At 31.2% G+C, this 12712-nt stretch carries 17 protein-coding genes; 2 read left to right on the top strand and 15 right to left on the bottom strand.

The genetic code is table 11. The features are described 5' to 3' along the window. Positions 1 to 5: 5 nt before the first annotated feature. From OS188_RS04580 to OS188_RS04545, 8 genes are all read right to left on the bottom strand, one after another. Positions 6 to 452: a response regulator gene (locus OS188_RS04580; protein ID WP_267147646.1), complete on the bottom strand. Its 447-nt coding sequence runs from the start codon at positions 450 to 452 to the stop codon at positions 6 to 8. Between the two features lie 10 nt (positions 453 to 462). Next, positions 463 to 1008 carry a helix-turn-helix domain-containing protein gene (locus OS188_RS04575; protein WP_267147645.1) on the bottom strand — a complete coding sequence of 182 codons (546 nt, stop codon included), beginning with the start codon at positions 1006 to 1008 and terminating at the stop codon, positions 463 to 465. Between the two features lie 158 nt (positions 1009 to 1166). Further along, positions 1167 to 2063, bottom strand: coding sequence for a mechanosensitive ion channel family protein (locus OS188_RS04570; protein ID WP_267147644.1), 897 nt, complete (start codon positions 2061 to 2063; stop codon positions 1167 to 1169). A 14-nt stretch (positions 2064 to 2077) separates the two neighbouring features. Then, positions 2078 to 3907, bottom strand: coding sequence for an SLC13 family permease (locus OS188_RS04565; RefSeq protein ID WP_267147643.1), 1830 nt, complete (start codon positions 3905 to 3907; stop codon positions 2078 to 2080). A gap of 124 nt (positions 3908 to 4031) precedes the next feature. Next, entirely contained in the window at positions 4032 to 4673 is a 642-nt protein-coding gene (locus tag OS188_RS04560) for an NADPH-dependent F420 reductase (RefSeq protein WP_267147642.1), read from the bottom strand. 20 nt (positions 4674 to 4693) lie between these two features. Continuing rightward, a complete protein-coding gene (locus OS188_RS04555) occupies positions 4694 to 5305 on the bottom strand; it encodes a nitroreductase family protein (protein ID WP_267147641.1) in 612 nt (203 codons plus the stop codon). A gap of 231 nt (positions 5306 to 5536) precedes the next feature. Next, a complete protein-coding gene (locus tag OS188_RS04550) occupies positions 5537 to 6559 on the bottom strand; it encodes an AI-2E family transporter (protein ID WP_267147640.1) in 1023 nt (340 codons plus the stop codon). Between the two features lie 51 nt (positions 6560 to 6610). Further along, positions 6611 to 6850 (bottom strand): DUF7218 family protein, encoded by a 240-nt coding sequence (locus tag OS188_RS04545; protein ID WP_267147639.1) that lies wholly within the window; start codon positions 6848 to 6850, stop codon positions 6611 to 6613. Positions 6851 to 7040: 190 nt separating this feature from the next. Here OS188_RS04545 and OS188_RS04540 point away from each other — a divergent pair, with 190 nt between their 5' ends. Together OS188_RS04540 and OS188_RS04535 are read left to right on the top strand one after the other, a co-directional pair. Then, complete coding sequence (locus OS188_RS04540) at positions 7041 to 7226, top strand: CsbD family protein (RefSeq protein WP_267147638.1); 186 nt, start codon at positions 7041 to 7043, stop codon at positions 7224 to 7226. Positions 7227 to 7312: 86 nt separating this feature from the next. Further along, positions 7313 to 7771 (top strand): MgtC/SapB family protein, encoded by a 459-nt coding sequence (locus OS188_RS04535; RefSeq protein WP_267147637.1) that lies wholly within the window; start codon positions 7313 to 7315, stop codon positions 7769 to 7771. A gap of 56 nt (positions 7772 to 7827) precedes the next feature. Here the strand turns inward: OS188_RS04535 and OS188_RS04530 are convergent, their stop codons facing one another. The 7 genes from OS188_RS04530 to OS188_RS04500 form a co-directional block, all read right to left on the bottom strand. Further along, complete coding sequence (locus tag OS188_RS04530; protein WP_267147636.1) at positions 7828 to 8730, bottom strand: YihY/virulence factor BrkB family protein; 903 nt, start codon at positions 8728 to 8730, stop codon at positions 7828 to 7830. A gap of 5 nt (positions 8731 to 8735) precedes the next feature. Further along, on the bottom strand, positions 8736 to 10085 hold the full coding sequence (locus OS188_RS04525) for a dihydrolipoyl dehydrogenase family protein (RefSeq protein WP_267147635.1): 1350 nt from the start codon (positions 10083 to 10085) through the stop codon (positions 8736 to 8738). Positions 10086 to 10228: 143 nt separating this feature from the next. Next, a complete protein-coding gene (locus tag OS188_RS04520) occupies positions 10229 to 10762 on the bottom strand; it encodes a lipid-binding SYLF domain-containing protein (RefSeq protein ID WP_267147634.1) in 534 nt (177 codons plus the stop codon). A gap of 126 nt (positions 10763 to 10888) precedes the next feature. Next, entirely contained in the window at positions 10889 to 11089 is a 201-nt protein-coding gene (locus OS188_RS04515) for a DUF6327 family protein (RefSeq protein WP_267147633.1), read from the bottom strand. 188 nt (positions 11090 to 11277) lie between these two features. Beyond that, a complete protein-coding gene (locus OS188_RS04510) occupies positions 11278 to 11628 on the bottom strand; it encodes a phage holin family protein (protein ID WP_267147632.1) in 351 nt (116 codons plus the stop codon). Between the two features lie 5 nt (positions 11629 to 11633). Next, positions 11634 to 11963: a YtxH domain-containing protein gene (locus tag OS188_RS04505; RefSeq protein ID WP_267147631.1), complete on the bottom strand. Its 330-nt coding sequence runs from the start codon at positions 11961 to 11963 to the stop codon at positions 11634 to 11636. A 260-nt stretch (positions 11964 to 12223) separates the two neighbouring features. Continuing rightward, positions 12224 to 12652: an FKBP-type peptidyl-prolyl cis-trans isomerase gene (locus tag OS188_RS04500; protein WP_267147630.1), complete on the bottom strand. Its 429-nt coding sequence runs from the start codon at positions 12650 to 12652 to the stop codon at positions 12224 to 12226. Positions 12653 to 12712: the final 60 nt, after the last annotated feature.

Genomic DNA, 12712 nt, shown 5'->3' with positions numbered 1-12712 from the left:
TAGCTTTAAATACGGAAAAGAAAAGTCTCTTTATTTAAATTGGAAGTATGATACTGCCAATTAAGTTGTAGAACTTTCTCTACCACTTCACGCAATTTACTAAAGTTATTGGGCTTATTTACATAAATGTTTGCCCCATTTAAAAAAGTTTCCTCTATATCTTTCTCTGAAGACGAGGTGGAATAAATAGCTACACATAAGTCTTTAAGCTTAGGATTACTCCTGATTTCCACCAAACATTGTTGTCCATTTTTTATAGGCATATTAAGGTCTAAAAACACTAAGCTAGGTAAAACAACATTTGGTAAATTAAGATAATCCATGAGCTCTTGCCCATGATTAAAGAGAGAGAGTTTTGTCCTTATTTCTATCTCATCTATGGCTTCGCTAAACAACATTCTGTCGTCTTCATCGTCGTCTGCCAAAGCAATATTTAATAATCTATCACTCATTTATTTTTGGTTAGTTATGTGTTTTATTTTTCATAATTCGTTGAAAAGTACTTGGGGTAAGTCCTGTCGTTTTTTTAAATTGTCCGGACAAATGGGCTACACTACTGTAGTCTAATTGAAATGCTATTTCGGTTAAAGTTAAATTAGTAGAACACATAAGTTCTTTTGCTAAGTCTACTTTTTTAAGAATGATATAGTTTTCGATGGATGTATAAGTATTTTCAGAAAAAATAGTAGATAAATGTGGATAAGAGTAATGTAATTTATCTGCTAAGTAGGTTGAAAAATTAATGGCACGTAAATCTTTATCTCTTAAAAACTCGTCTATAGAATTTTTAATACGTTCCACCATAGTGGTTTTTGGATTTGTTAAAATATCAATGCCATACTTCTTTAAAGAAGCAGAAAGCGTATTCAATTTTTCTTCTGATAAAGTTTTGTCTATATGAATCTCGCCAACATTCCCTAAAGTGTAGGAAATATCTAAAGCGTCAAGTTTCTCTTTTAGTAGGGTTTTACATACCAAGTCGAAATTATATTTTACAAAAAGCGTCATTGATATTAAATCCCTTCGTTGTTTTTTTTTAAGGGATTTAAAGATATATTATTTATTCGAAATATGCCAAGTTGTAAATAAAGATTTAACTTATATAAAAACAAAAAAATGATGTGTTTGGACTTAATTAAAACCTATTTAACACTTGAAAGAGCTAATTAGTTGTTATTATTAGTTCTTTCATTATTATTAAATGGGTCATTATCAAAATTCAATCTGTGAATTGGATAAGGAATACGAATATTATTTTCGTCAAAATGGTTTTTAATAAGAGTAATAGCTTTATGTTTTCCTTGATACCTGTCTTTACTTTTAACCATATTAATCCAAAATCGTGTCATGAATTTAATGGAGCTATCGTCAAATTCAGTGAAATAAAACTCAACATACTCGTCTCCAATTTGTTTAAAATTTTCGGTAATAATGCGGGTTACCAAATCTTCTACTTCTTTTATGTCACTTTCGTATCCAACTCTACAGGAGACATCGATTCTACTTCTTTTACTTAGCGAATAATTGGTGAAAGCATTATCAATAAATTTAGAATTTGGTACAATAACATAGTTATTATCTGACCGGCGTATTACTATATTACGAAGACTAATTTCAGAAACAAACCCTTCAATACTATTGGTTTCGATATAATCGTTTATTCTAATATTTGGCATAAAAGAAAGAATTAAACCTCCAAAAGTATTAGTTAAAATACCTTGAAGCGCTAACCCAACTACCAGACCTAAAACTCCTGCTCCCGCAAGAACACTTGTTAAAACCTTATTTAAGTTTAAAACACTTAGCGCAATAAAAAAGCCTATTAAAACAACTGTTAAAAAAATAATTCTTGAAATAATTTCTTGAATAGATTTCTGACTAATGTTTTTTAATACGTACTTTCTAAAAACATTTCTAATTATGCGAGCTAAGAAATAAAACAAGATCATGATTCCAATAGCCATTACTAAGTTTGGTAACTTTAAAATAATAGCTTCTAACCAACCGTCTATTTTATCCCACAGTTTAACAATGGCCTCCTCTACGGAAAATTTATCTTTCATATAAGTTTTAGTGTTTATAGCATTTTAGTTAATAAAAAGGTTGCAACCATCCACAATATAAGACTTAGTAAGCCTCCAATCCATAAAAAATGTTTGAATTTATAATTTCCTATTCCGTAAATTAAGGTATTTGTTTGATAACCTACAGGTGTAAAAAAGCTAAAGTTAGCAGCAAACATAACCGATAAAATAAAAGGTTTATAATCTAAACCTAGTTCGTAAGCTACTGAAATAGCTATGGGAGTCATTATAATTGCTGTAGCATTATTGCTTACTACGCCACTCATAACCATAGTTACAAAAAACAAAACCCCTATTATTATAAAATTTGGTTGACCATCCAAAAATCCTAATAATTTTTCAGAAATCCACATATCTGCTCCTGTATTATGCATGGCTACTCCCAAAGGAATCATCCCGGCTAAAAGGAAAAAAATTTGCCAATTAACTTTTTTATAGATGGTATTTAAATCAAGATTTTTTGTAACCAGCAAAATACTAATTCCGGTTAATGCGCTAACCATAATTGATAACACTCCTGTGGCTGCCAACGCTATGACTAACAAAAGTACTGAAAAAGTAAAATATCTTTTTACTTTAGACACCCTTGTTACCTTTTCAAATTCTTGTAACACCACCATATTTTCCATGGTGTTTAAAGCATCTATTTTTTCTTTAGAAATTTCTATCAACAGTCTATCGCCAGCCTTCAGTTCGAGTTTGTCTTCACTACTATGAACCATTCTTTCTTTTTCATTAATCAGAGTTTTTCGTTTTTTTATGGCAATAGGGATTGTATCTTGCATCATAAAACCTCTCAAATTTCCTAAAGTTTTTCCTAATAACGAAGCTCCCGGCAACATAAGAAGCTCAACAAAAACCCGTTCTTCTTCCTCTATTTCCTTTTCGGGGTTATTAAGCTTTTCTATTTTCTTTTCTTCTTGAATTTTTAGATTTTCTATATCATAAATATTCATATTTACAGACTTATTTATACGTGCTAAATTTTCTAAATCGCACATTAAAATCAATTCGTCGTTTGCTTTAAGGCTAATATATTTTCCAGGAGAATTATGTGTATAATTGTTTCTTATAAGTTTTAACAACAGTACATCTGGGTTATTATGTAAAAAGCTTTCATGAATCTTTTTTCCTACTAATTTTGAGTTTTCAGTTACTCTAACAGTTGTTATATAATTTTCAATTTGGTAATCCCTATCTAAATTCTGTTGTTTTCCCCAGGGTAACCAACGCAAAGATATTGTAAGGTAAACGATAGAAATTCCTAAAAAAATCAGTCCTAAAATAGAGAATTCAAAAAAGCCTAATTTTTGAGAGATTAGATTATTTGATACCGAATTGACAATTAAATTGGTAGAAGTACCCATTAAAGTACAAGATCCTCCAAGAATCCCGGCAAAAGAAATTGGTAATAAGAGTTTTGATTGAGAGATATTATATTTTTCTGATAGCTGATTAATTATTTTTATAAAAACAATAACGACAGCTGTGGTGCTAATAAAGGCTGAAATACCAGCAGTTACAAACATAAAAATAGGAGCTATTACATAAATAGGCAAAGATTTTACTTTACTCATACCTGAGGTCAACCAGTTAATTACCCCATTTTCTTCCATAGCGATGGCTAAGATCATTAAAGCCAAGACAGCTATGGTTGCGCTATTAGAAAAACCACTAATACCTTCTTCTGGAGTTACTAGTCCTAATAAAATAAGTAAGACAATAATGAAAAAAGCTATTTTATCTATTGGGAATACTTCAAAAACGAAGAATATAACAGTTAGAAGCAATACTGAAAACATTAAAATAATTTCCAAACTCATTGTTTAACCTATTTAAATAAATATTCTAAAAAGCCTTTTTTGTAATTAAAAATATAAAACAAACCTGAAGTTTGTTTCATTAAATAAGTTAATATTTTAAAATATCAGATTTTGTCTTAACAAATTAATAAGCTCTAGCAGAAGCAATTAACCTCTCTAGCTCATTTTTTTCTAAAGATTTGCCGAAGATTTCATGCTCTGGATCCATTATATTTGTTTCTCTTAAATCGCCTATATAACAGGCGTCAAAGCCAATACCCTCTATTAACTCTAGTCCTACTGTTTTACTTAATTCATCTTGTGCCGCAAAGGGTATTGCTAATTTATGGGTGTTTTCGAATGCTCTATTCTGTAATTGTTGAGCAGGAATAGTATTGAATGCTTTTACGGTTTTGGCTGTATTAAATTTTACTGCTGTATATTCTGTAGAATTATAATTAGCATCTCTAACTTCTTGAGCCACGTTTCCGTCTCTTTCTGGATAAGGGTTTGTGGCATCTATAATAACTTTATCTTCATATTCCCCTGCATAAATTTCTGCTAAGTCATCTATAGCTTTAAAAGGAACTGCTAAAAGATAAACATCTGCCTTGGCCTCAAAGGCTTCAGCAACACTAACTGCTCGGGCATTATTTCCAGCATTTTCAGCCAAATTAATAAGTTCTTTAGGGTGTCTGGAGCTAAAGAGAACTTGATGTCCTGCTTTTGCCCAATGCTTTCCTAAATTTCCACCAATTTGTCCACTACCTATTATTCCAATTTTCATGATTTTATTTTTTTAATTTATTACGCTTCTGGATTCCAATTTTCTCTAAAGGCAAATTCCTTTATAGGTATTCTTTTGCGTTTTGCTGTTTCCTGGTCCTGTAAATCTTCAGGAAGATCTTCCAAATCTCCTCCATAATATCCTAATGCTATAGCAGTAGAAATGTGAAACCCTTCTGGAACCTGAAATACCTTTTGCGCTTTCTCCCAATCTACTCCTGCCATATGATGTAGAGCTATTCCAAGATATTGCGCTTGAACTGTCATTTGACCCAGACTTAAACCTAGATCGTGCAAGGCATGAAAGTTTTCTTTTCCTTCTTTTGTTTTTTCTTTATAAGCCGAAAGCATTAAAACAGGTGCATTCTTTGTCCAAGATTTATTAAAGTCACTAAAACAATTATAAATTTTATTATAAGCTTCAGTTCCTTTTTCAGCGTAGATAAAACGCCAAGGTTGTAAATTATTAGAACTTGCAGACCAGCGTACAGCTTCGAAAAGTTGTTCTAAATGATCCTTTTTTAAAGGTTTTTTTTTAAAAGTTCTTGGGCTGTATCTTTGTTTAAGAAGCGCAAATATTTCGTGTTGGGTATCTGCTATATTTTCTAATCTTATTTGTTCTGCTGCGTTCATTTTACCTTTTTTTTAATTGACATCTACTGCAAATTATTTATTTATTAGATAAAGTGTTGCCGTAAAGCAGAAAAACATTGATTCAAATCAAGTAAAAACTTATAGTATAAGTATCAGGTTTTAAACTAATAGATTTATAGGAGGAAATAATTTATGAAGAAGACCAATAAGTAAGTTCTTATAAATCGATGTAAAACTAAAAACTGAAAAATCAATTACAGAATTTGCTTATTATCCATCCAAATTATTTTCTTTTTTTGAAGCATATTCTTCTTTGTAAATTTTTACAATTATAAAAGATAAGCTAACCAATAACGGGCCAAAAATTAGTCCAATAAATCCAAACAATGGAATTCCAACAATAACACCAATTAGTGTAATTAAAGGATGTACATTGTCTAGTTTTTTTAGCACATATAAGCGAATAACATTATCCGTAGAACCCACTACTACAATCCCGTAAATTAATATTCCCCACGCTTGAAAATCATTGCCACTAGCCATAGTTAAAATAAACACAGGAATAGTACCCAACAAGTTTCCAACAAAAGGAATCATAGACCCAATAATTACAATAACAGCCCAAAAAAACGGGCTTTCAATCCCGAAAATTAAAAAACCTATCAAGGCTACAATTCCTTGTGCAATAGCTACTAAAGGAATACCAATAGCATTAGCTCTAACCATTTTCTTAGTTTCCTCGCCTAATATTTTTAGATTACTTCTACCAAGCGGAATATAATCCATTAAAGACTCTTTAAGTTGTTTACGATTGGTAAGCATATAAAACAATAAAAAATACATTATGGCTATAGCAATTACGGTATTAAAAGTTCCACCCGCAAAACCTTGTAAATGCGTAGACAACCAATTAGATATTGCCGATGCATCTATTTGAGAACTAAAATCAAACCCTAGACGTCCCTCCCATTCTGCTAAGTGAGTTTTAATGACATTTGTTACTTTTTCAGAATTATGAGCTGCTTTTCCTATTTTATTTCCCAACATTAAAACAGCTCCTGCAATAGGAATTAAAATAGACACAAATGAAAGTAACATTAAAACAATAGCCGCTAATTGCGAATTCCATCCCTTTTTAACCATTTTTGCCATTAACTCTTTAAGTAAAACATATAAGGTAATAGCTCCTAAAACTCCTGAGAAGTACGGTGCAATTTCCCGAAAAATTAATATAGCTATTAATGTTATTAATAGAAGTAAAAATATTTGACGAATTATTTTTGAATTGATCATAAAAAATAGAGTTGATCGATTAGAGTTTAATTTATAATGAAAGTTAACAAATTAATTGTTGCGCAATGCATTTATTAGTTCTGTTTTATCCATTTTAGACCGGCCCGATATTCCAATATATTTTGCTTGCTGATATAAAGCACTTCTTGTCCACTCTTCGTAAGGTTTAGCTTTGCCTCCCTTTACTCCCGAATCTGGTGTATTTGCAATTCTAGCTGCCTTTTCTTTGCTATAGCCTTTGTCTTTTAAAGCTTTGTACTGCGATTCGTTTTTAATTTTCTGATTTCCCATAATATTTCAATTTTAAAGTATAAACTTCTATAAACATTTGAGTTTTTATTAGCACATTCAGAAAAAATATTAGCTGCAATCAAATACTGACAACTTTTCTTTTGGTATAACAATTTTTGTTTTTGAGTTAATAGTAGTCATAAAATTCCTTAAATTGCAGTAGAGATTTATGAACTAAAACTAAAATATTATGAACAAAGATCAGTTAGAAGGAAAATGGAAACAAGTAAAAGGCGAGTTTAAACAGAAATATGGAAAACTTACCAACGATGACTTGACATATGCTGAAGGTAAATTTGACGAATTGTTAGGAAAACTTCAGGAAAAAACAGGCAAAACTAAAGAAGATATAGAAAAGGAAATCAAGAATTGGTAAAATCCTGTAACACAAATTATTTTCCAATTAAAAACTCCCCTAATATCTTCTATTTAGGGGAGTTTTTAATTTAATATCTATTACTAATGATTGCAGAAATATTTAATTTTGAAATATCAGAATTATTAAGTTTTTCCATAAAAACTGGCTTGGCTTGTGTTTCTGGTCTCCTAATTGGTTTAGAGCGGGAATACAAAGGGAAAAGTGCGGGACTAAAAACCAATGCACTTGTGGCTGTTGGTGCTGCCGTTTTTGTGCTTATTTCTTTAAAATTTCAAGGAGAAGCTTATGCTGATATAACCCGAGTATTAAGTCAAGTTGTTACTGGAATTGGTTTTTTGGGTGGTGGCGTAATTCTTCAGAAAAAAGATAGTATAAAAGGATTAACCACTGCCGCTACAATTTGGTGTAGCGCTGGCGCCGGATGTCTGGCAGCAACTTCTATGTTTTTTGAGCTCATAGCACTTACACTTCTTGTCTTAATTATAAATTTACTTTTTGGATATATAGATTTAAAAATTGACAAAACACGCAATTCTAAATAAAGCACTTTCTATCCGCTTAAGTTACTCCAGTTTTTCCAAACTCTGTTGCTTGTTAATTAATTAGTATCTATTTTATTTTTGCTAGGCTGGATTCCTAAGCCATAACGTTTCGCATAAACCCAGGTGAATTGGGCTCCAAAAAATAGAATTAAGCAAGAATATGAAACCCAGAGTAGAATTAGCACTATGGTTCCTGCTGCGCCATAAGTAGATCCCGGATTGGCCTCTCCAAAATAAAGACCAAGTAAAAACTTACCAAGCACAAACAAAACTGAAGTTATTAAAGCTCCAATCCAAACGGTTTTCCATCGAATCTTGGCATCTGGTAAGAATTTAAAAATCATAGCAAATAAGACGGTAATTATTCCAATAGACACCAAGAAATCGAATACAAAAGCAATATAAACTATTAAATCAGGAAAAAGACCCTGTATATAATGGTTTAAAACAGAGATAGCTGTAGTTATTAAAAAACTAATTAATAGTAAAAAACCCATGGCTAAAATAAAAGCAAAACTCCTAGCCCTGCTAAGGAGCATTCTTCCAAAACTCATTGTGTTTTCTTCGCTTACTTTCCAAATTTGATTTAGTGAGAGTTGTAAGTGATAGAAAACTCCTGTAGCACCAAATACAAGTGTTATAATACCCAAAATAGTTGCTAAGGTGCTTTTGCTTTCATTTTGGGTTTCTATCATCATGGTCTGAATGGCTTCTGCTGCATCGCTTCCTAATGCGCTAGATATTTCGTTTGTTAACCTACCTTGAACAATTTCTACGCCCCAAACAGAACCAACCAAATTAATTATAATAACTAATAATCCAGGCATAGAAAGCACGGCATAATAAGCTACAACGGCACTTAGTCTAAATGGGTTACTAGCATCCCAAGCTTTATAGGTTTCGACTATAAGCGATGGTAAATCTTGGATTTTAAATTTATTTGGATTGGATTGAGTCATATATATTATATCATACTTTTTATATCACTACCCCAAGAAGGGTAAGTAAACATTACTTTTTTAAGATCTTCCGTTGTCATTTTCTGATGCATAGCCATAGAAAATAAATTTATGGTTTCAGCTGCATAGGGTCCTAGAATATGGGCGCCAATAATTTGCTTATTACGTTTGTTAACTATTATTTTAAACGAATATACAGAAGTATTTATACGCTTTGCATTATACCAATTTGAGACAGTTTGATAATTAACAGTAAGATCTTTATATTTTTTCTTTGCTTCGTCTTCGTTTAAACCTACAGCTGCCATGTTTGGTAGAGTAAACACTACTGAAGGCACCACAGGAGTCTCTATTTGCTTTTTATTACCATTTATAATATTGTCTGCTACAACAGCTGCCTCCATTCCTGATAGCGGTGTTAATGGTAAACTATGATCCGATACATCTCCACAAGCATATACATCTGGGTTTCTTGTATTCTGTAAATACTTGTTTACCGAAACCCCTTTTTTTGTATAATCTACTTCTCCTTTTTCTAAATGCAAAGCATCAATAGCAGGAGTCCTTCCTGCCGTATTAAAAACAAGCTGAGCTTTTAGCGACTTTTCTTTATTATCCAATTGATAAATAACTTTATAATTTTTCTGTAATTTCTCAATTTCTGTCACCTGAGCATGAAATATAAATTGAATGCCCATTTTTTCAGATTTGGTTATAAGTTCAGAAACTAAATCAGGATCAAAACCATTTAAGGCTGTGCTTCCATGGTCCAAAATAGTAACTTTAGTTCCATTTCTAGCAGCGATATGGGCAAATTCTAAAGCTATATACCCAGCTCCAATAAAAATAATTTCTTCTGGAAACGCTTTCATCTTAAGAAAATAGTCACTGGTTTTCAATAAATCATTTCCTAAAATTTTAAGTTTTCTTGGAATTTGTCCTGTAGCTATAACTATTTTTTTTGCTGTTACTGTTTTTCCTTCTACTGATAATGTGTTTTTATCTGTAAACACAGGAGATTGATGATAGCATTTTATATTCATCTCTTTAAGAGCCTTCTCAGTTCCCATTGGAACTTTGTCTGTAAATGTTTTTTTAAAGTTTTGAAGTTTTTCCGGATCTAAATTAGGAACAGAAACAATTCCTTTTCCTTTTAAATCTAAAGCCTGTTGATAAACCTCTGTAGGTCCTAATATAACTTTCTTGGCATCGCAACCTCTATTGGCGCAAGTACCTCCATATTCTCTATTATCGGCAATAGCTACTTTTAAATTTGCTTTTGCACAAGATTTAGCCACGAGTTGTCCTGCTACTCCACTTCCTATTACAAAAACGTCATATTTTATTAATTTCATAATTTAAAGTTATTATTTTATAACTTTTGAGCTTAACTGAAAGCAAGATTAGCTTAACTCAATTCGTTTTTAATAAACCTAAGTTGTATTAGTAACAAAAAAAGGCTGGCAAACTGCCAACCTTTTAAAGTTAAAGTGTTTTTTTATTTAAATGGATGAAAGGTGAATTTTTGTCCACCTACTGAAGTATCTGCCATTAGTCCTACTTTAGGCATAGTAACAACTAATACATTATCGTTATAATCAGCATCTTTAGAAACTCCTTTATCAGCAGCAACTGCAGAAAGTCTGGCAGAAAACTCAAAATTCCCTTCTTTAAATTCGTCTAAAGCCTTTTGAGTTTCAAAGAAGATAATTTCAATATGAGACTCTCCTCCTGCTTGTAATCCCAAGCTTAAATTCATTAGCTTAGACATTCCTATAATCTGTTCGTTTTCATAAACTACGCCATTTCCAGTTGCTCCACCAATAATTAAGGCTCCCTTACCCACATTTGGAAAAATAACATATCCTGCAGATGTATCTAAGAATTTTTCTAATCCGGCATCTTTTTCCAGTAAAGTTGTTTTTGCTTTTTCAGCATCGGAAATAACTTGTTTGTCCTTGTCGTTTTGAGCAGTTACTCCAATTGATATAAATAGAAGGCAAACTGCCATAAATGTTTTAAGAATTTTCATAATTGTTTATTTAAATGTTATTCTCAAATATATAGATTCAAGCATTTAAAAACGGACTCAAAACATTCTAATCTTAGCTCTAAAGCTATTGATTACAATAGTTTTAGAACTGTCTTAAAATAAGGTTTACTTAAAAAATCTTTTAGAAATTAAAAACAAGCCATACTTCCCGGCTATTTTAAGCGCTAATTGCACCCAATTTGCAGGTTTTAAATCATCTTGAAATTCACTTTTTAAAAGTTTCATTTCTTCCCACGCTATTTTCCGCTCTAAGTCTAAATGCTTTAATTCTCTTTCTATGTCTTCAAAAGATTGATACTGTTTCATAGTTCTTTCTATTGTTTTTTATCTATTATATTTCAACTTAACATAAGCACAACATACATTGGTAACTGTTTTAGTTTAAATACTAAAAAAACCGTCGTTCGTGTGCTAACTTGTGCTCCAATTTCTAATTTGGTATAACTACCTTTCGTTTTTCCTTTTTTTAAGGAGAGCAAAAGATGTTAGATAAATTACGAGTCGAAAAATTTAGATGATAAGCTTTTTATAATTATTTTATTTATAAACTGTCTCTTATAATAAACTATAACTGTAGTAATTAAAAAGATTAAAGCAACAATTAAGTAGCCTAAAGCTAAGTCTCCTAACCATTGTCCTATTGCCAAGGCTAAAGCAAAAGCGGAGAAAATTAAGCCAATAAATAGCAATCCTCCAATAATAAGCACTTTAGTTACTAAACTAATAGAAGCCGTAATTTGCTGAAAGACCTTTAGTTTAAAATACTCTTGAGATTTTTTTAAATAAGTCTCTCCTGCATCTCCCATTTTACCAGATGTATCGTTTATGGATTCAAAAAAATTCATTCAAATTAAGATTTTTGATACTTTTTATTTTTGGCTTTAAGATCCTTTAGAGTTTTTTCCAAGGAGGTAATCACATCTTCAGTTTTATGACTCACATTACTAACAATATCTTCCAATTGATCGTCTAAGGTTTCCTTTTTGTTAGATACTGAATGAGCTACTTTATCTCTTAAATGATGAGCTTCATCAGACACTCTATCTCTAACCGATGCAGCTTCATCCGCTATTCTTTGTCTTGTATTAGAACCTTTATCTGGTGCAAATAAGATTCCTAATGTTGCTCCTATGGCTGTACCTGCCAAAATTCCTAATAATGTACTACTCTCTTTTCCCATAATTTTAAATTTTTAAATTAAATAATTTGAATTAATTAAAGACAAGCAATTTAACACCATTCAAAAAAATCCTGGTATTATATTCCTTACTCTAATTTAATAAAAAACGATGACATATAGGTCATCTTATCTTATTGATTTATGTTAGTATATGTAAGATTTTTAATAAAAGTAGCTTATTTAAAGTTATTTTAACATTCTAAACATAAAAAAGCCTGAGAATTATCTCAGGCTTTCTATCAATTTATATATTTAAGATATTACTTTATCTCAACTAATTCTAATTCGAAAGTTAAATCTTGACCTGCAAGTGGGTGATTTCCGTCAACTACAATATGATCTTCATTAACAGCAGCTACACGAAATTGATTTTCAGATCCATCAGGATTTTTAGACGCTAGTCCCATTCCTACTTCTGGAGCCATATCTTGTGGTAATTGTTCTTTTTTCACTTCGTGAAATAATTCTTTTTGAACATCGCCATAAGCTTCATCCTTAGCAATAACAACTGTTTTTTTATCGTTTACTTTCATCTCTAATACAGCTTTTTCAAAACCTGGAATTAACATGCCTTGACCAAGTGTAAATTCTAATGGATCTCTTCCTTCAGAACTATCAAAAACTTGACCGTTGCTTAGTTTTCCTGTGTAATGTACTTTTACCGTATCATTTTCTTTTACATGACTCATAAAATTGTCTTTTTAAAATTTGGGCAAAATTACCAATTATTAGTCGGAAAACCATAACAC

Origin of the sequence: Xanthomarina sp. F1114 (assembly GCF_026410255.1) — a bacterium.
Lineage (GTDB): Bacteria > Bacteroidota > Bacteroidia > Flavobacteriales > Flavobacteriaceae > Xanthomarina.
This window is presented reverse-complemented; position numbering and strand designations above follow the sequence as displayed.